The sequence below is a fragment of the Promicromonospora sp. NPDC050880 genome (assembly GCF_044456525.1).
GTDB lineage: Bacteria > Actinomycetota > Actinomycetes > Actinomycetales > Cellulomonadaceae > Promicromonospora.
This window is the reverse complement of the sequence record NZ_JBITFV010000016.1, coordinates 1-14,896: the sequence shown is the minus strand read 5'-3', so window position 1 is coordinate 14,896 and position 14,896 is coordinate 1. Positions and strand designations below refer to the sequence as shown.

Below are 14,896 nucleotides of genomic sequence, written 5' to 3'. Positions count from 1 at the left end.
ATCATGACCAACCAGCAGAAGAACGTGACCGCGTTGCTCGGGACCAAGCTCGGTATGACCCAGCTCTGGGACGAGGCGGGTCGCCTCGTGCCGGTGACCGTGGTCTCCGTGGGCACGAACGTGGTGACCCAGATCCGCACGGTGGACACCGACGGCTACGCGGCTGTGCAGCTCGCGGCCGGCCAGGTGGACCCGCGCAAGGTCACCAAGCCCCTCAAGGGCCACTTCGAGAAGGCCGGTGTGACGCCGCGTCGTCACGTCGCCGAGATCCGCACCGAGAACGCGTCCGAGTTCACGCTCGGCCAGGAGATCACCGCCGAGGTGTTCGAGGCCGGTGCCGTGGTCGACGTGGTCGGCACCACCAAGGGCAAGGGCACCGCCGGTGTCATGAAGCGTCACGGCTTCGCCGGCGTGAGCGCCTCGCACGGTGCGCACCGCAACCACCGCAAGCCGGGTTCGATCGGTGGCGCCTCGACGCCGTCGCGAGTCTTCAAGGGCCTGCGGATGGCTGGTCGGATGGGTAACGCCCGTCAGACCACCCAGAACCTGACCGTTCACGCGGTCGACGCCGAGAAGGGTCTGCTGCTCGTCAAGGGCGCGGTTCCCGGCCCCAAGGGTGGCGTCGTCCTCGTGCGTAACGCCGCGAAGGGAGCGTGACCGCAGCCATGACTACGCAGACCGCTCTGTCCGTGGACGTCGTCGACGCCCAGGGCAAGAAGTCCGGCACGGCCGAGCTCCCCGCTGAGGTGTTCGACGTCGCCGTGAACGTCCCGCTGATCCACCAGGTGGTCGTCGCGCAGCGCGCCGCCGCCCGCCAGGGGACGCACGCCACCAAGACCCGCGGCGAGGTCCGCGGTGGTGGCAAGAAGCCGTACAAGCAGAAGGGCACCGGCCGCGCCCGTCAGGGTTCGACCCGCGCCCCGCAGTTCGCCGGCGGTGGCACCGTCCACGGCCCGCAGCCGCGCAAGTACGACCAGCGCACCCCGAAGAAGATGAAGGCCGCCGCCCTGCGTGGCGCTCTCTCGGACCGCGCCCGTGCCGGTCGCGTGCACGTCGTCACCGGCTTCGGCCTGGACGGTGCACCGTCGACCAAGACGGCGCTCGGCACCATCGCCAAGCTGACCACGCGCGAGCACGTGCTCGTCGTGACCCAGCGGGACGACGAGATCACGATCAAGTCGCTGCGCAACGTCCCCGAGGTGCACCTCCTGGTCGCCGACCAGCTGAACACCTACGACGTGCTCGTCTCCGACGACGTCATCTTCACCGAGGGCGCGCTCGCCGCGTTCCTCGAGGGCCCGGCCAAGGGCGCGAAGGCTGTCGCCACGGAGTCCGAGGCCGAGACCGCTGAGGAGACCGCAAAGTGAGCGTCACCGTGAAGGACCCGCGCGACATCCTGATCGCGCCGGTCGTCTCCGAGAAGAGCTACAACCTTCTCGACGAGGGCAAGTACACCTTCATCGTGGACCCGAGCGCGAACAAGACCGAGATCAAGATCGCGATCGAGAAGGTCTTCAGCGTGAAGGTCGCCTCGGTGAACACGATCAACCGCAAGGGCAAGACGCGTCGCACGCGTTTCGGCCTCGGCAAGCGCAAGGACACGAAGCGTGCGATCGTCACCCTCCGCGAGGGCACGATCGACATCTTCGGCGGTCCGGTCGGCTGAGCTGACTAGAGACGATTGAGGACAGGTTTCCATGGGAATCCGTAAGTACAAGCCGACGACGCCCGGCCGTCGTGGCTCCAGCGTCGCCGACTTCGTCGAGGTCACGCGCTCGCAGCCGGAGAAGTCGCTGGTCCGCCCGCTGAGCAAGACCGGTGGCCGCAACAACACCGGTCGCATCACGACGCGTCACAAGGGCGGCGGGCACAAGCGTGCCTACCGCGTCATCGACTTCCGTCGCCACGACAAGGACGGCGTGCCCGCGAAGGTCGCTCACATCGAGTACGACCCCAACCGCACGGCGCGCATCGCGCTCCTGCACTACGCGGACGGCGAGAAGCGCTACATCATCGCGCCGAACAAGCTGTCGCAGGGCGACCGCATCGAGGCCGGTGCGGGCGCCGACATCAAGCCCGGCAACAACCTGCCGCTGCGCAACATCCCGACCGGTACGGTCATCCACGCCATCGAGCTCCGGCCCGGTGGCGGTGCGAAGATCGCCCGCTCGGCCGGTGCGTCCGTGCAGCTCGTCGCGAAGGACGGCCCCTATGCGCAGCTGCGCATGCCGTCCGGCGAGATCCGCAACGTCGACCTGCGCTGCCGCGCGACGGTCGGCGAGGTCGGCAACGCCGAGCAGTCGAACATCAACTGGGGCAAGGCCGGCCGCATGCGCTGGAAGGGCAAGCGCCCGACCGTGCGCGGTGTCGCCATGAACCCGGTCGACCACCCGCACGGTGGTGGTGAGGGCAAGACGTCCGGTGGTCGTCACCCGGTGAGCCCCTGGGGCCAGCCGGAGGGTCGTACCCGCCGTCCGAACAAGTCGAGCGACCGGATGATCGTCCGTCGCCGTCGTACCGGCAAGAAGCGCTGATAGGAGCCTGAAACATGCCTCGTAGCCTGAAGAAGGGCCCCTTCGTCGACGACCACCTCCAGAAGAAGGTGGACGTCCAGAACGAGAAGGGGACCAAGAACGTCATCAAGACCTGGTCCCGTCGGTCGGTCGTCACGCCCGACTTCCTCGGTCACACCTTTGCCGTGCACGACGGTCGCAAGCACGTCCCGGTCTTCGTGACCGAGTCGATGGTCGGCCACAAGCTCGGCGAGTTCGCTCCCACGCGGACCTTCCGCGGCCACGTGAAGGACGACAGGAAGGGTCGTCGCCGCTGAGGCGTGGGGTTCTCCCCGCACACAGCAGCGATGACTCGGACTGTCTGAGAAAAGGAAGCAGGACAGCAATGGAAGCCAAGGCGCAGGCGCGGTTCGTCCGTGTCACGCCCCAGAAGGCCCGGCGCGTCGTGGACCTCATCCGTGGCAAGCAGGCCTCTGAGGCCGTCGCGGTGCTGAAGTTCGCACCGCAGGCCGCCAGTGAGCCGATCCGCAAGGTCGTGGAGAGCGCGATCGCCAACGCACGGGTGAAGGCCGACCGCGCCAGCGAGCGCTTCGACGAGGGCGACCTGGTCGTCTCCGCCGCGTTCGTCGACGAGGGGCCGACGCTCAAGCGGTTCCGCCCGCGGGCTCAGGGACGTGCCACGCGCATCCTCAAGCGCACGAGCCACATCACCGTGGTGATCGCCGACAAGCAGACCGTCAAGGAAGGGGCCCGATAGTGGGACAGAAGGTTCACCCGCACGGGTACCGCCTCGGTATCACCACCGACCACCGGTCGCGCTGGTTCGCCGACAGCACCAAGCCTGGTCAGCGGTACCGCGACTACGTCCGTGAGGACGTGCAGATCCGCAAGCTCATGGGCACCGGCCTCGAGCGGGCCGGCATCTCCAAGGTCGAGATCGAGCGCACCCGCGACCGCGTCCGCGTGGACATCCACACGGCGCGTCCGGGCATCGTGATCGGCCGCCGGGGTGCCGAGGCCGACCGCATCCGCGGCGAGCTCGAGAAGCTCACGGGCAAGCAGGTCCAGCTCAACATCCTCGAGGTCAAGAACGCCGAGATCGACGCGCAGCTGGTTGCTCAGGGCATCGCCGAGCAGCTCGCCAGCCGTGTCTCCTTCCGTCGTGCGATGCGCAAGGGCATGCAGTCCGCGCAGCGCGCCGGCGCGAAGGGCATCCGCGTGCAGGTCTCGGGTCGCCTCGGCGGCGCCGAGATGAGCCGTTCGGAGTTCTACCGCGAGGGCCGTGTGCCCCTGCACACGCTCCGTGCGTACATCGACTTCGGCTTCTACGAGGCCCGCACCACGTTCGGCCGTATCGGCGTGAAGGTGTGGATCTACAAGGGCGAGGTCACCGAGAAGGAGTTCGCCGCCCAGCAGGCCACCGCCGCTCCCCGTCAGGGTCGTGGCCGTGGCGAGCGCGGTGAGCGTGGCGGCGAGCGTCGTGGCGGCCGTCGCAACGAGCGTCCGGCCGAGCGCAGCGCAGAGTCCGCCCCCGCGGCGGAGGCCGCTGCCGCTCCGGCCGCAGAGACCGGAACGGAGGCCTGACCATGCTGATCCCGCGCAGGGTCAAGCACCGCAAGCAGCACCACCCGTCGCGCTCCGGCGCGGCCAAGGGTGGCACCCAGATCGCGTTCGGCGACTTCGGCATCCAGGCTCTGGAGCCGGCGTACGTCACCAACCGCCAGATCGAGGCGGCGCGTATCGCGATGACTCGTCACATCAAGCGTGGCGGCAAGGTGTGGATCAACATCTACCCGGACCGTCCGCTGACCAAGAAGCCTGCCGAGACCCGCATGGGTTCCGGTAAGGGTTCGCCGGAGTGGTGGGTCGCCAACGTCAAGCCCGGCCGCGTCGTCTTCGAGCTGGCCGGTGTTGACGAGTCCCTTGCTCGCGAGGCCATGCGCCGCGCGATGCACAAGCTCCCGATGAAGTGCCGTTTCGTGGTGCGCGAGGGTGGTGTCTGATGGCTATCGGTACGCAGGGGCTGGCCCCCATCGATCTGGATGGCATGGACGACGAGACTCTCGTCGCCAAGCTGAAGGAAGCCAAGGAGGAGCTGTTCAACCTCCGCTTCCAGTCGGCGACCGGCCAGCTCGAGAGCCACGGCCGGCTCAAGGCCGTGCGTCGCGACATCGCCCGGATCTACACGATCCTGCGCGAGCGCGAGCTCGGTATCCGTACGGCTCCGAGCGTGAGTGAGTGAGGCAATGAGCGAGAACACGACTGCTGAGGCCGCGCAGGCCCAGCGCACGACGCGTAAGGTGCGCCGTGGCTACGTGGTCAGCGACAAGATGGACAAGACCATCGTGGTCGAGGTCGAGGACCGGGTGAAGCACCCGCTCTACGGCAAGGTCATCCGTCGCACCAACAAGGTCAAGGCGCACGACGAGCAGAACACCGCCGGCATCGGCGACCTGGTCGTCATCATGGAGACCCGCCCGCTGTCCGCTACCAAGCGGTGGCGTCTGGTGGAGATCGCCGAGAAGGCCAAGTAAGACTTCTCTTCCCGCCGGGGGCGGTGCGTGACACACGTACGCGTGGCGCCCCCGGCACAGCAACTATCCGTTCGACCAGGCTCGCCGGAAGCAGTCCGAGCGAGAACCAGTTCGACGACAGGAGTTCACTCACATGATCCAGCAGGAGTCGCGACTTCGGGTCGCCGACAACACGGGTGCCAAGGAGATCCTCTGCATCCGCGTTCTCGGTGGCTCCGGCCGTCGCTACGCCGGTATCGGCGACACCATCGTCGCCACCGTCAAGGACGCGATCCCGGGCGGCAACGTGAAGAAGGGCGACGTCATCAAGGCCGTCGTCGTCCGGACCGCCAAGGAGCGCCGCCGTCCCGACGGTTCCTACATCAAGTTCGACGAGAACGCCGCCGTCATCCTGAAGAACGACGGCGAGCCTCGCGGCACCCGTATCTTCGGCCCGGTCGGCCGTGAGCTGCGCGACAAGCGGTTCATGAAGATCATCTCGCTGGCCCCGGAGGTGCTCTGACCATGGCGAAGATCAAGAAGGGCGACCAGGTCATCGTGATCTCCGGTCGCGACAAGGGCAAGACCGGCCGCGTGCTCGAGGTCCTCAAGGACTCCGACCGCCTCGTGGTCGAGGGCGTGCAGCGCGTCACGAAGCACACCAAGGTGGGCCAGTCGCAGCGCGGCACCCGTACCGGTGGCATCGAGACGGTCGAGGCGCCGATCCACGTGAGCAACGTGATGATCGTCGACCCGGAGACCAAGAAGGGCACCCGGGTCGGGTACCGCCTCGAGCAGGTGGAGCGTGACGGTCGTACCAAGACCGTCCGGATCCGCGTCGCGAAGCGCTCCGGGAAGGACATCTGATGACCGAGACGACCATCGAGGCCCCGGCCCAGCCGCGCCTCAAGCTGAAGTACCGCGAGGAGATCCTCCCGGCGCTGATCGAGGAGTTCGGCCACAAGAACGTGCACCAGGCCGGCGGTCTCACCAAGATCGTCGTGAACATGGGTGTCGGCGACGCGGCCAAGGACTCGAAGCTCATCGAGGGCGCGATCCGCGACCTCTCGGCGATCACCGGTCAGAAGCCGCAGGTCACCAAGGCTCGCAAGTCGATCGCGCAGTTCAAGCTGCGCGAGGGCATGCCGATCGGCGCGCACGTGACGCTCCGTGGCGACCGGATGTGGGAGTTCCTCGACCGCCTGCTGGCGATCGCCCTCCCGCGTATCCGCGACTTCCGCGGTCTGTCGCCCAAGCAGTTCGACGGGCACGGCAACTACACCTTCGGTCTCACGGAGCAGTCGATGTTCCACGAGATCGACCAGGACAAGATCGACCGGGTCCGCGGTATGGACATCACGGTCGTGACGACGGCGACGACCGACGACGAGGGCCGCTCCCTGCTGCGCCGTCTCGGCTTCCCCTTCAAGGAGAACTGACATGGCGAAGAAGGCCCTGATCAACAAGGCGGCCGGCAAGCCGAAGTTCGCGGTTCGCGCCTACACCCGGTGCCAGAAGTGCGGTCGCCCGCACTCCGTCTACCGCAAGTTCGGCCTGTGCCGCATCTGCGTGCGGGAGATGGCCCACCGTGGCGAGCTTCCCGGCGTCACCAAGAGCAGCTGGTAACACAACTACGCCGTAGGTCCGCCCGGCCGAGCATGGCCGTCCGGATACCCCGGTGAGGAAGGGCAAGAGCCCGATATGACTATGACCGACCCGATCGCAGACATGCTGACCCGTCTGCGGAACGCGAACTCGGCGCACCACGACACGGTCACCATGCCGTCGTCGAAGCTGAAGACGCACATTGCTGAGATCCTGCAGGCCGAGGGCTACATCGCCGGCTGGACCGTGGAGGACGCCCAGGTGGGCAAGTCCCTCACGATCGAGCTGAAGTACGGCCAGAACCGGGAGCGCGCCCTCGCGGGCGTTCGCCGCATCTCGAAGCCCGGCCTGCGCGTCTACCGCAAGTCCACCGAACTGCCCAAGGTCCTCGGCGGCCTGGGCGTGGCGATCCTGTCCACGTCCTCCGGCCTGCTGACCGACCGGCAGGCACAGGCCAAGGGCGTGGGCGGCGAAGTCCTCGCCTACGTCTGGTAATCCGGAAAGGAGAAAACGCCAATGTCTCGAATCGGCAAGCTTCCCGTTCCGGTCCCGGCCGGCGTGGACATCACCGTCAGCGGCGCGCTGGTGACCGTGAAGGGCCCCAAGGGTTCTCTCGAGCACACCGTGCCCGCACCCATCAATGTCGCCCAGGAGGACGCCCAGCTCGTGGTGTCCCGTCCGGACGACGAGCGGAACTCCCGTGCGCTGCACGGCCTGACCCGCACCCTGATCGCCAACATGATCACGGGCGTGACCCAGGGCTACGAGAAGAAGCTCGAGATCGTCGGTACTGGTTACCGCGTCGTGGCGAAGGGTTCGAGCCTCGAGTTCGCGCTCGGCTTCAGCCACCCCGTCGTCGTCGAGCCCCCTGCGGGCGTCACGTTCGCGGTCGAGAGCCCCACCAAGTTCTCGGTCTCGGGCATCGACAAGCAGCAGGTCGGCGAGGTCGCGGCGAACATTCGCAAGATCCGCAAGCCTGAGCCCTACAAGGGCAAGGGCGTGCGCTACGCCGGCGAGAACGTCCGCCGCAAGGTCGGAAAGGCTGGTAAGTGACGATGGCTATCAAGATCCTGGGCAAGGGCAAGGCCGTCGCTCGCCAGCGTCGTCACTCGCGCCTGCGCAAGAAGATCACCGGCACCGCCGTCCGTCCGCGTCTGGTCGTCACCCGCTCCTCGCGCCACATGGTGGCGCAGGTCGTGGACGACACCGTGGGCAAGACCGTCGCCTCGGCGTCGACCCTCGAGGCCGACCTGCGTGCGTTCGACGGCGACAAGACGGCCAAGGCCCGCAAGGTCGGCGAGCTCGTCGCCGAGCGTGCCAAGGCTGTCGGCGTCGACACCGTCGTGTTCGACCGCGGCGGCAACAAGTACCACGGTCGCGTCGCTGCTGTGGCTGACGGCGCCCGCGAGGGCGGTCTGGCCCTGTGATGACCAACGCACGGAAGAAGAGGACTCTCTGATGGCTGCAGGGCAGCGCAGCGGCGCCCCCCAGGGTGCCGCCACCGAGAACAAGGACCGTAACGACCGCCGTGGTGGCGGTCGTCGGGACGACCGTCGCGGCGGGCGCGAGGAGAAGAGCGCCTTCGTCGAGAAGGTCGTCACCATCAACCGCGTCGCCAAGGTCGTCAAGGGCGGCCGTCGCTTCAGCTTCACCGCGCTCGTCGTGGTGGGCGACGGCGACGGCACCGTCGGCGTCGGCTACGGCAAGGCCAAGGAGGTGCCCGCGGCGATCGCCAAGGGTGTCGAGGAGGCGAAGAAGAACTTCTTCCGCGTCCCTCGCATCCAGGGCACCATCCCGCACCCCATCCAGGGTGAGGCCGCCGCCGGTGTCGTGTTCCTGCGTCCGGCGTCGCCGGGTACCGGTGTGATCGCCGGTGGTCCGGTGCGCGCCGTGCTGGAGTGCGCCGGCATCCACGACGTGCTGAGCAAGTCGCTCGGTTCGTCCAACGCGATCAACATCGTGCACGCCACGGTCGCGGCCCTGAAGGGCCTCGAGGAGCCGGCTGCTGTTGCCGCTCGTCGTGGTCTCGCGCTGGAGGACGTGGCCCCGGCCGCGCTCCTGCGGGCCCAGGCCGCCGGTCGTGCCGAGTCGGCTGCGAAGGCAGGTGCGTGATGGCTCGGCTCAAGGTGACCCAGACCAAGTCCGCCATCGGCGGCAAGCAGAACCAGCGTGACACGCTGCGGACGCTCGGCCTCAAGCGGATCGGCGACACCGCCGTGAAGGAGGACCGCGCGGAGATCCGTGGCATGGTCAAGACGGTGGCGCACCTCGTCGCCGTCGAGGAGGTCGAGTGATCATGGCGGAGAACAAGCCGCTGAAGGTCCACCACCTCCGTCCGGCCCCCGGCGCCAAGACCGCGAAGACCCGTGTGGGTCGCGGTGAAGGCTCGAAGGGTAAGACGGCGGGCCGTGGAACCAAGGGTACGAAGGCTCGTTACCAGGTCCCCGCGGGCTTCGAGGGTGGGCAGATGCCTCTGCACATGCGCCTCCCGAAGCTCCGTGGCTTCAAGAACCCGTTCCGGGTCGAGTTCCAGGTCGTGAACCTGGACAAGCTTTCCGAGCTGTTCCCCGAGGGTGGCTCCGTCACCGTCGAGGACCTGGTCGCGAAGGGCGCGGTCCGCAAGGGCCAGCCCGTGAAGGTGCTCGGCAACGGCGACGTCACCGTCAAGCTCGAGATCGCGGTCGACCGCGTCTCGGCGTCCGCCAAGGAGAAGATCCTGGCGGCCGGCGGTACGGTCTCGGAGGCCTGAGACAGCTGACAGGGCCGGCGGCGCGTGAGCGCGGCCGGCCCTGTGTGCTCTCTTGAGTATTTCCCGGAGCGAACGTGGTCCACGGACCCGCGTGAGCAACGTAGAATCCGACACGGTCTGGCTGCACCGTTGTGGTCTGGCCCACGTTCGACACACCTCGCCGGCGTCCCGCCGGCGACACGAGATCCCGCAACGGCGGGCCAGGAGGATAGGGTGCTCAGCGCTTTCGGCCGGGCTTTCCGGACGCCAGACCTGCGGCGCAAGCTGCTGTTCACGATCGCGATCATGGCGATCTTCCGGCTCGGGTCGTTCATCCCGACCCCCGGTGTGGACTATGCGAACGTGCAGCAATGTATCGCCCTCGCGGGTGACAACAGCCTGCTCGGCCTGATCAACGTCTTCAGCGGCGGTGCTCTGCTGCAGCTGTCGATCTTCGCCCTCGGCATCATGCCGTACATCACGGCGAGCATCATCGTGCAGCTGCTTCGCGTGGTCATCCCGCGCTTCGAGGCGCTGCACAAGGAGGGCCAGTCGGGTCAGACCAAGCTGACCCAGTACACCCGCTACCTGACGATCGCCCTGGCGATCCTGCAGTCCACCACCGTCATCACGACGGCGCGCCAGGGCCTGCTGTTCCAGGGTTGCGACCTCGACGTCATCGCGAGCGACAGCATCCTCACCTCGGTCTTCATGGTCATCACCATGACCGCCGGTACCGGTCTGGTCATGTGGCTCGGCGAGCTCATCACCGAGCGCGGCGTCGGCAACGGCATGTCGCTGCTCATCTTCACGTCGATCGCGGCCAGCTTCCCGACCTCGCTGTGGTCGATCGCCGGTGGCGCCAACGGTGCCCTGAACTTCACCATCATGATCCTGGTCATCATCCTGGTGGTCGGCCTCGTGGTGTTCGTCGAGCAGTCGCAGCGCCGCATCCCCGTGCAGTACGCGAAGCGGATGGTGGGGCGCCGGATGTACGGCGGTACCAGCACCTACATCCCGATCAAGATCAACATGTCCGGCGTGATCCCCGTGATCTTCGCGGCGTCGATCCTCGCCATCCCCGGCCTGATCGCCCAGTTCGGCGACCAGACGGAGGAGTGGGTCGTCTGGATCTCGAACAACCTGGTCCAGCAGTCGTCGCCGCTGTACATCGCGATCTACACGCTGATGATCATCTTCTTCTGCTTCTTCTACACCTCGATCACGTTCAACCCAGACGAGGTCGCGGACAACATGAAGAAGTACGGCGGCTTCATCCCCGGTATCCGGGCCGGCCGCCCCACGGCGGAGTACCTCGACTTCGTGATCACCCGCATCACCTCCGCCGGTTCCCTGTACCTTGCGCTGATCGCGCTGATCCCGACGCTGGTGCTCGTCTTCCTGGGCGTCACCACCAGCCTGCCGTTCGGCGGCAGCTCCATCCTCATCGTGGTCGGTGTCGGGCTGGAGACGGTCAAGCAGATCGACTCCCAGCTGCAGCAGCGCCACTACGAAGGATTCCTCCGTTGAGCCAGACTCCCACCACCACCTCTCGCCGCGAGCTGCACGCTCGTCCGGACCAGGAGGGCCAGGTCACGCGTCTGGTCATCATGGGCCCGCAGGGCGCGGGCAAGGGTACGCAGGCCGCCCGCCTCGCCGAGGTCTTCGGGATCGTCCCGATCTCGACGGGCGACATCTTCCGCGCGAACATCGCGGGGGAGACCGAGCTGGGCCGGACCGCGCAGGAGTACACGAACAAGGGTGAGCTCGTCCCGGACGAGGTCACCAACGCCATGGTTCGCGACCGGCTCGGGGAGCCGGACGTGAAGCAGGGCTTCATCCTCGACGGGTACCCGCGCAACGCGGCCCAGGTGACGGAGCTCGACCAGATCCTCGCCGGTCTCGGCTGGGAGCTGGACGGCGTCATCGAGCTGACGGCGGACCGTGCCGAGCTGCTCGCGCGCATCGCCAAGCGGGCCGAGCAGGAGGGTCGCGAGGACGACACCGAGGAGGCCATCGCCCGCCGCCTCGACATCTATGCGGAGCAGACCGCCCCGCTGACGGCAGCGTACGGCGAGCGCAACCTCCTGGTGCAGGTGGACGGCCTGGGCGAGATCTCGGACGTCACCGACCGCATCGTCGCCTCGCTCGCGACGCAGCTGGGCTGAGGCGTGGTCTTCGGCCGGGAGCGGATCGAGTACAAGACGCCGGACCAGGTGCGCCTCATGCGGCGCGCCGGTCTGGTGGTCGCCGACACGCTCGCGGCGGTCCGCTCGGCGGCCCGACCGGGCATGACCACGGCCGACCTCGACGCCGTCGCCGCGCGGTCGATCGAGGATGCCGGGGCCAAGCCCTCGTTCCTGGGCTACCACGGCTTTCCCGGCGTCATCTGCACGTCGGTGAACGAGGAGGTCATCCACGGCATCCCGGGTGGCCGGGTGCTCGGGGCGGGCGACCTCGTCTCCATCGACTGCGGTGCGATCGTCGAGGGCTGGCACGGTGACTCCGCCATCTCCTTCGTCCTCGGCGCCGAGGGCGCTCTGGACCACAGGCTGCCCGACGACGACCTGGTCGCCGCCGGGGCGGACCTCGCCGACATCGCGCTCGTCCGGGCGACCGACGCGGCCATGTGGGCGGGCATCGCGGCGCTGGCCTCCGGGAAGCGCCTGAACGCCGTGGGCGAGGCGGTCGAGGCGGCGGTCGAGATGGCCGGCGAGTTCGTCGGTACCGAGTACGGGATCGTCGAGGAGTACGTGGGGCACGGCATCGGCAGCGCCATGCACCAGCCCCCGGACGTCCACAACTACCGGACGTCCGGCCAGGGCCCGCGGCTGCGCCCGGGCATGTGCCTGGCCATCGAGCCGATGATCACGCGGGGCGGTGCGGAGACGAGCGTGCTTCAGGACGACTGGACCGTGGTCACCGTCGACGGGTCCCGGGCGGCGCACTGGGAGCACTCGACCGCGATCATGGAGGACGGCGTCGTGGTCCTGACCGCGGTCGACGGGGGAGCCGAGCGCCTCGGCGTCTTCGGGGTGCAGCCGGTCGACCTCGGCTGAGCGATCTCGCCCGAGGACTATTTAACCTGGGGTCAGTTGGCTACGATCGCCGGGTGACCGACGACGCGCGCACTTCCTCGGGTGACACGGCCCCCTCGCGCTCGCGAGCCGGCGCCGGTCCGCGCGGGGACGCGCCCCGTGCGACACCCGTGCACGCGGTGCCAGGGTCTTCCGGGCGCCCGTGGTACGCCCGGGTGCTCCCCGCCGCCGGCCGGGGCCTGCGGCGCCTCGGCCGCTGGTCGGCGGTGTGGGCGCGGCGCCTGGTGCCGAGCCCGTTCCTGTGGGTCGGCATCGTGCTCGGGTTCGGCACGTCGCTCCTGGTCTGGGAGTCGGTGCTGCTGCTCGGTGTGCTGGTCTGGCTGGTCGGGGTGTGGCTGTGGACGGCTCGCGGCAGCTCGGTGCTCGTGGCGCTCGGGCTGGGCATGGTGCTCGGCTGGCTCCCGATGCTGTTCTTTCTCGTCGGCAGCCTGCCGCACACGATGATCGGACCACCCGGCGTCGAGTACGACCTATGACCGGACGCCGGCCGAGCGGCGCCTCGACCGCGGGCACTGCGGGGTGCGTGGCGAGACTCACGGCCCGCGGGCGGCGTCGGCGTCGGCCTGCGCTTTGAATGCTTTCCGAAGTGGCGTAGGCTGGACCGCTGGGTGTAGTCCGTTCAACGCCTCCAGTTCTTCAAAGGGTGCCACGAGCGCCTGCCGGTCCCCGCGCGAGCGGGGCGCAGGTCGAGGCACACGAGGCAGGCGGCACACGGACGCACACGACATCCACACCCGACTGTCGGTTGCGCAGGGTACCTGCGACGCCGTGGGCGTGGAAGCAGTCACGACGAGAGTTAGCGGAGGATATGGCAAAGAAGGACGGTGTCATCGAGATCGAGGGCAGCGTGGTCGAGGCTCTGCCGAACGCGATGTTCCGCGTGGAGCTGTCGAACGGTCACAAGGTTCTCGCGCACATCTCGGGCAAGATGCGGCAGCACTACATCCGGATCCTCCCCGAGGACCGCGTGGTGGTGGAGCTCAGCCCGTACGACCTGTCCCGCGGCCGGATCGTCTACCGCTACAAGTAGTCAGTCCCCGATCCGGGGCTATGTCACTCGCGGCCTGGCCAGAGGTGACGTCGCCGCACGATCGACCACCCACGACACTGCCTCGTGCGCACCCGGGCGACCGGACGCGCGTGGCGGAGGAAAATCCGATGAAGGTCAAGCCGAGCGTCAAGAAGATCTGCGACAAGTGCAAGGTGATCCGCCGGCACGGTCGCGTCATGGTGATCTGCGACAACCTGCGCCACAAGCAGCGCCAGGGCTGATCATCCTCCGGGCACCTGCCCGGGCCGGTGGCTGAGGCCACCACCAGCGCACCACCTCGAACCACTCCGCGAGACGCGGGGCGGGGAACCCTCGGTCCGGAGGCCGGGGCCCGTGAGAAACCACGGGATGGCGGTGCGGCAGACCTCCGACGAGCAGTACAGGAGCCGGAAGGCACATGGCACGTCTTATCGGCGTCGACCTCCCCCGCGACAAGCGGCTTGAGGTTGCGCTCACGTACATCTTCGGTGTGGGTCGTACCCGCGCGAAGGAGACCCTGGCCGCCACGGGCATCAGCCCGGACGTCCGCGTGAAGGACCTCGGCGACGCCGAGCTCGTTGCGCTCCGCGACTACCTCGAGGGCAACTACAAGCTCGAGGGTGACCTCCGCCGTGAGGTCGCGGCCGACATCCGCCGCAAGGTCGAGATCGGCACCTACCAGGGCCTGCGCCACCGCCGCGGCCTGCCGGTGCGCGGTCAGCGCACCAAGACCAACGCGCGCACCCGCAAGGGTCCCAAGCGCACCGTTGCGGGCAAGAAGAAGGCCCGCTGACAGCAGTCCGTGGAGCGGTCGCTCGCTGAGCTAGACCGCCCCGGTCCGATCAGACCAGGAGATAGAAGAACAGATGCCTCCCAAGACTCGCGCTGCCGCCGGCCGCAAGCCGCGCCGCAAGGACAAGAAGAACGTCCCGCTCGGCCAGGCGCACATCAAGTCCACCTTCAACAACACGATCATCTCGATCACCGACCCGTCCGGTGCCGTGGTGTCGTGGGCCTCTGCCGGCCACGTCGGCTTCAAGGGCTCCCGCAAGTCCACGCCGTACGCCGCGCAGATGGCCGCCGAGTCGGCCGCTCGCCGCGCGCAGGAGCACGGCGTCAAGAAGGTCGACGTCTTCGTGAAGGGCCCGGGTTCCGGTCGCGAGACCGCCATCCGCTCGCTCCAGGCGACCGGCCTCGAGGTCGGCTCGATCCAGGACGTGACGCCCCAGGCGCACAACGGCTGCCGTCCCCCGAAGCGCCGCCGCGTCTGATGCTTGTCGCGCCATGGTGCGGTGGCGGCCCCCCCCCCCCCCCCCCGGGGGGCCCCCCCCCCCCCGCGGGGGCCCCCCCCCCGCCGGGGGGGGCCGCATAGCCGGCCCCGATGCGGGAAATATCGGGCCCACCCCCCA

At 68.3% G+C, this 14,896-nt stretch carries 28 protein-coding genes; all 28 read left to right on the top strand.

What is annotated here, in order from left to right; translation table 11 throughout:
- Positions 1 to 3 precede the first annotated feature (3 nt).
- Positions 4 to 657: a 50S ribosomal protein L3 gene (gene rplC, locus ACIBBF_RS20980; protein ID WP_397417189.1), complete on the top strand. Its 654-nt coding sequence runs from the start codon at positions 4 to 6 to the stop codon at positions 655 to 657.
- A gap of 8 nt (positions 658 to 665) precedes the next feature.
- Positions 666 to 1,367 carry a 50S ribosomal protein L4 gene (gene rplD, locus ACIBBF_RS20975; RefSeq protein ID WP_397417186.1) on the top strand — a complete coding sequence of 234 codons (702 nt, stop codon included), beginning with the start codon at positions 666 to 668 and terminating at the stop codon, positions 1,365 to 1,367.
- Complete coding sequence (gene rplW / locus ACIBBF_RS20970) at positions 1,364 to 1,666, top strand: 50S ribosomal protein L23 (protein WP_253835543.1); 303 nt, start codon at positions 1,364 to 1,366, stop codon at positions 1,664 to 1,666. Before rplD ends, rplW begins: the two co-directional genes overlap by 4 nt.
- Positions 1,667 to 1,697: 31 nt before the next feature.
- Positions 1,698 to 2,534 (top strand): 50S ribosomal protein L2, encoded by an 837-nt coding sequence (gene rplB / locus ACIBBF_RS20965; protein ID WP_253835545.1) that lies wholly within the window; start codon positions 1,698 to 1,700, stop codon positions 2,532 to 2,534.
- Between the two features lie 14 nt (positions 2,535 to 2,548).
- Positions 2,549 to 2,830, top strand: a complete 282-nt coding sequence (rpsS, locus tag ACIBBF_RS20960) for a 30S ribosomal protein S19 (RefSeq protein ID WP_397417183.1) — start codon at positions 2,549 to 2,551, stop codon at positions 2,828 to 2,830.
- Positions 2,831 to 2,898: 68 nt separating this feature from the next.
- Positions 2,899 to 3,270: a 50S ribosomal protein L22 gene (gene rplV / locus ACIBBF_RS20955; protein ID WP_397417180.1), complete on the top strand. Its 372-nt coding sequence runs from the start codon at positions 2,899 to 2,901 to the stop codon at positions 3,268 to 3,270.
- Positions 3,270 to 4,097, top strand: a complete 828-nt coding sequence (gene rpsC / locus ACIBBF_RS20950) for a 30S ribosomal protein S3 (protein ID WP_397417177.1) — start codon at positions 3,270 to 3,272, stop codon at positions 4,095 to 4,097. Before rplV ends, rpsC begins: the two co-directional genes overlap by 1 nt.
- 2 nt (positions 4,098 to 4,099) lie before the next feature.
- Entirely contained in the window at positions 4,100 to 4,516 is a 417-nt protein-coding gene (rplP, locus tag ACIBBF_RS20945) for a 50S ribosomal protein L16 (protein WP_119139900.1), read from the top strand.
- Positions 4,516 to 4,755 (top strand): 50S ribosomal protein L29, encoded by a 240-nt coding sequence (rpmC, locus tag ACIBBF_RS20940; protein ID WP_116673593.1) that lies wholly within the window; start codon positions 4,516 to 4,518, stop codon positions 4,753 to 4,755. Before rplP ends, rpmC begins: the two co-directional genes overlap by 1 nt.
- 4 nt (positions 4,756 to 4,759) lie before the next feature.
- Positions 4,760 to 5,047: a 30S ribosomal protein S17 gene (gene rpsQ / locus ACIBBF_RS20935; RefSeq protein ID WP_253835551.1), complete on the top strand. Its 288-nt coding sequence runs from the start codon at positions 4,760 to 4,762 to the stop codon at positions 5,045 to 5,047.
- Positions 5,048 to 5,180: 133 nt separating this feature from the next.
- A complete protein-coding gene (rplN, locus tag ACIBBF_RS20930; RefSeq protein WP_020016123.1) occupies positions 5,181 to 5,549 on the top strand; it encodes a 50S ribosomal protein L14 in 369 nt (122 codons plus the stop codon).
- Between the two features lie 2 nt (positions 5,550 to 5,551).
- Positions 5,552 to 5,893, top strand: a complete 342-nt coding sequence (gene rplX, locus ACIBBF_RS20925; protein WP_020016124.1) for a 50S ribosomal protein L24 — start codon at positions 5,552 to 5,554, stop codon at positions 5,891 to 5,893.
- Positions 5,893 to 6,465, top strand: coding sequence for a 50S ribosomal protein L5 (gene rplE / locus ACIBBF_RS20920; protein ID WP_397417174.1), 573 nt, complete (start codon positions 5,893 to 5,895; stop codon positions 6,463 to 6,465). The genes rplX and rplE overlap by 1 nt, the downstream gene beginning before the upstream one ends.
- A gap of 1 nt (position 6,466) precedes the next feature.
- The gene (locus tag ACIBBF_RS20915) at positions 6,467 to 6,652 is read left to right on the top strand and encodes a type Z 30S ribosomal protein S14 (protein ID WP_020016126.1); all 186 of its coding nucleotides are present in this window, start codon (positions 6,467 to 6,469) and stop codon (positions 6,650 to 6,652) included.
- 75 nt (positions 6,653 to 6,727) lie between these two features.
- On the top strand, positions 6,728 to 7,126 hold the full coding sequence (gene rpsH / locus ACIBBF_RS20910) for a 30S ribosomal protein S8 (RefSeq protein WP_119139892.1): 399 nt from the start codon (positions 6,728 to 6,730) through the stop codon (positions 7,124 to 7,126).
- Positions 7,127 to 7,147: 21 nt separating this feature from the next.
- Positions 7,148 to 7,684 (top strand): 50S ribosomal protein L6, encoded by a 537-nt coding sequence (gene rplF / locus ACIBBF_RS20905; protein WP_119139890.1) that lies wholly within the window; start codon positions 7,148 to 7,150, stop codon positions 7,682 to 7,684.
- 2 nt (positions 7,685 to 7,686) lie between these two features.
- The gene (gene rplR, locus ACIBBF_RS20900; RefSeq protein WP_397417170.1) at positions 7,687 to 8,058 is read left to right on the top strand and encodes a 50S ribosomal protein L18; all 372 of its coding nucleotides are present in this window, start codon (positions 7,687 to 7,689) and stop codon (positions 8,056 to 8,058) included.
- A 31-nt stretch (positions 8,059 to 8,089) separates the two neighbouring features.
- On the top strand, positions 8,090 to 8,743 hold the full coding sequence (gene rpsE, locus ACIBBF_RS20895) for a 30S ribosomal protein S5 (RefSeq protein WP_397417167.1): 654 nt from the start codon (positions 8,090 to 8,092) through the stop codon (positions 8,741 to 8,743).
- On the top strand, positions 8,743 to 8,925 hold the full coding sequence (gene rpmD / locus ACIBBF_RS20890; protein ID WP_020016131.1) for a 50S ribosomal protein L30: 183 nt from the start codon (positions 8,743 to 8,745) through the stop codon (positions 8,923 to 8,925). The genes rpsE and rpmD overlap by 1 nt, the downstream gene beginning before the upstream one ends.
- Positions 8,926 to 8,927: 2 nt before the next feature.
- Positions 8,928 to 9,380: a 50S ribosomal protein L15 gene (gene rplO / locus ACIBBF_RS20885; protein WP_026365835.1), complete on the top strand. Its 453-nt coding sequence runs from the start codon at positions 8,928 to 8,930 to the stop codon at positions 9,378 to 9,380.
- Between the two features lie 213 nt (positions 9,381 to 9,593).
- Complete coding sequence (secY, locus tag ACIBBF_RS20880) at positions 9,594 to 10,889, top strand: preprotein translocase subunit SecY (RefSeq protein WP_397417163.1); 1,296 nt, start codon at positions 9,594 to 9,596, stop codon at positions 10,887 to 10,889.
- Between the two features lie 80 nt (positions 10,890 to 10,969).
- Complete coding sequence (locus tag ACIBBF_RS20875; protein WP_397417330.1) at positions 10,970 to 11,527, top strand: adenylate kinase; 558 nt, start codon at positions 10,970 to 10,972, stop codon at positions 11,525 to 11,527.
- Positions 11,528 to 11,530: 3 nt separating this feature from the next.
- Complete coding sequence (gene map / locus ACIBBF_RS20870) at positions 11,531 to 12,418, top strand: type I methionyl aminopeptidase (protein ID WP_397417160.1); 888 nt, start codon at positions 11,531 to 11,533, stop codon at positions 12,416 to 12,418.
- Positions 12,419 to 12,612: 194 nt separating this feature from the next.
- Positions 12,613 to 12,933 (top strand): hypothetical protein, encoded by a 321-nt coding sequence (locus tag ACIBBF_RS20865; RefSeq protein WP_397417157.1) that lies wholly within the window; start codon positions 12,613 to 12,615, stop codon positions 12,931 to 12,933.
- A gap of 332 nt (positions 12,934 to 13,265) precedes the next feature.
- On the top strand, positions 13,266 to 13,487 hold the full coding sequence (gene infA / locus ACIBBF_RS20860; RefSeq protein ID WP_029290613.1) for a translation initiation factor IF-1: 222 nt from the start codon (positions 13,266 to 13,268) through the stop codon (positions 13,485 to 13,487).
- A gap of 128 nt (positions 13,488 to 13,615) precedes the next feature.
- Positions 13,616 to 13,729: a 50S ribosomal protein L36 gene (rpmJ, locus tag ACIBBF_RS20855; protein WP_003956441.1), complete on the top strand. Its 114-nt coding sequence runs from the start codon at positions 13,616 to 13,618 to the stop codon at positions 13,727 to 13,729.
- 176 nt (positions 13,730 to 13,905) lie between these two features.
- Positions 13,906 to 14,280 carry a 30S ribosomal protein S13 gene (gene rpsM / locus ACIBBF_RS20850; protein WP_119139878.1) on the top strand — a complete coding sequence of 125 codons (375 nt, stop codon included), beginning with the start codon at positions 13,906 to 13,908 and terminating at the stop codon, positions 14,278 to 14,280.
- A gap of 73 nt (positions 14,281 to 14,353) precedes the next feature.
- Entirely contained in the window at positions 14,354 to 14,758 is a 405-nt protein-coding gene (gene rpsK / locus ACIBBF_RS20845; protein WP_020016139.1) for a 30S ribosomal protein S11, read from the top strand.
- Positions 14,759 to 14,896: the final 138 nt, after the last annotated feature.

What these genes read in the sequence shown, in the direction of transcription:
- rpsH (WP_119139892.1), top strand. Translation starts at nt 6,728, where the DNA reads ATGACTATGACCGACCCGATCGCAGACATGCTGACCCGTCTGCGGAAC.
- rplF (WP_119139890.1), top strand. Translation starts at nt 7,148, where the DNA reads ATGTCTCGAATCGGCAAGCTTCCCGTTCCGGTCCCGGCCGGCGTGGAC.
- rpsM (WP_119139878.1), top strand. Translation starts at nt 13,906, where the DNA reads ATGGCACGTCTTATCGGCGTCGACCTCCCCCGCGACAAGCGGCTTGAG.
- rplN (WP_020016123.1), top strand. Translation starts at nt 5,181, where the DNA reads ATGATCCAGCAGGAGTCGCGACTTCGGGTCGCCGACAACACGGGTGCC.
- rplE (WP_397417174.1), top strand. Translation starts at nt 5,893, where the DNA reads ATGACCGAGACGACCATCGAGGCCCCGGCCCAGCCGCGCCTCAAGCTG.
- rpsQ (WP_253835551.1), top strand. Translation starts at nt 4,760, where the DNA reads ATGAGCGAGAACACGACTGCTGAGGCCGCGCAGGCCCAGCGCACGACG.
- rpmJ (WP_003956441.1), top strand. Translation starts at nt 13,616, where the DNA reads ATGAAGGTCAAGCCGAGCGTCAAGAAGATCTGCGACAAGTGCAAGGTG.
- rplX (WP_020016124.1), top strand. Translation starts at nt 5,552, where the DNA reads ATGGCGAAGATCAAGAAGGGCGACCAGGTCATCGTGATCTCCGGTCGC.
- rpmC (WP_116673593.1), top strand. Translation starts at nt 4,516, where the DNA reads ATGGCTATCGGTACGCAGGGGCTGGCCCCCATCGATCTGGATGGCATG.
- rplC (WP_397417189.1), top strand. Translation starts at nt 4, where the DNA reads ATGACCAACCAGCAGAAGAACGTGACCGCGTTGCTCGGGACCAAGCTC.
- rpsK (WP_020016139.1), top strand. Translation starts at nt 14,354, where the DNA reads ATGCCTCCCAAGACTCGCGCTGCCGCCGGCCGCAAGCCGCGCCGCAAG.
- ACIBBF_RS20915 (WP_020016126.1), top strand. Translation starts at nt 6,467, where the DNA reads ATGGCGAAGAAGGCCCTGATCAACAAGGCGGCCGGCAAGCCGAAGTTC.
- rplV (WP_397417180.1), top strand. Translation starts at nt 2,899, where the DNA reads ATGGAAGCCAAGGCGCAGGCGCGGTTCGTCCGTGTCACGCCCCAGAAG.
- rplR (WP_397417170.1), top strand. Translation starts at nt 7,687, where the DNA reads ATGGCTATCAAGATCCTGGGCAAGGGCAAGGCCGTCGCTCGCCAGCGT.
- infA (WP_029290613.1), top strand. Translation starts at nt 13,266, where the DNA reads ATGGCAAAGAAGGACGGTGTCATCGAGATCGAGGGCAGCGTGGTCGAG.
- rplD (WP_397417186.1), top strand. Translation starts at nt 666, where the DNA reads ATGACTACGCAGACCGCTCTGTCCGTGGACGTCGTCGACGCCCAGGGC.
- rpsS (WP_397417183.1), top strand. Translation starts at nt 2,549, where the DNA reads ATGCCTCGTAGCCTGAAGAAGGGCCCCTTCGTCGACGACCACCTCCAG.
- rpsE (WP_397417167.1), top strand. Translation starts at nt 8,090, where the DNA reads ATGGCTGCAGGGCAGCGCAGCGGCGCCCCCCAGGGTGCCGCCACCGAG.
- ACIBBF_RS20875 (WP_397417330.1), top strand. Translation starts at nt 10,970, where the DNA reads ATGGGCCCGCAGGGCGCGGGCAAGGGTACGCAGGCCGCCCGCCTCGCC.
- rplP (WP_119139900.1), top strand. Translation starts at nt 4,100, where the DNA reads ATGCTGATCCCGCGCAGGGTCAAGCACCGCAAGCAGCACCACCCGTCG.
- rplO (WP_026365835.1), top strand. Translation starts at nt 8,928, where the DNA reads ATGGCGGAGAACAAGCCGCTGAAGGTCCACCACCTCCGTCCGGCCCCC.
- rplB (WP_253835545.1), top strand. Translation starts at nt 1,698, where the DNA reads ATGGGAATCCGTAAGTACAAGCCGACGACGCCCGGCCGTCGTGGCTCC.
- rpmD (WP_020016131.1), top strand. Translation starts at nt 8,743, where the DNA reads ATGGCTCGGCTCAAGGTGACCCAGACCAAGTCCGCCATCGGCGGCAAG.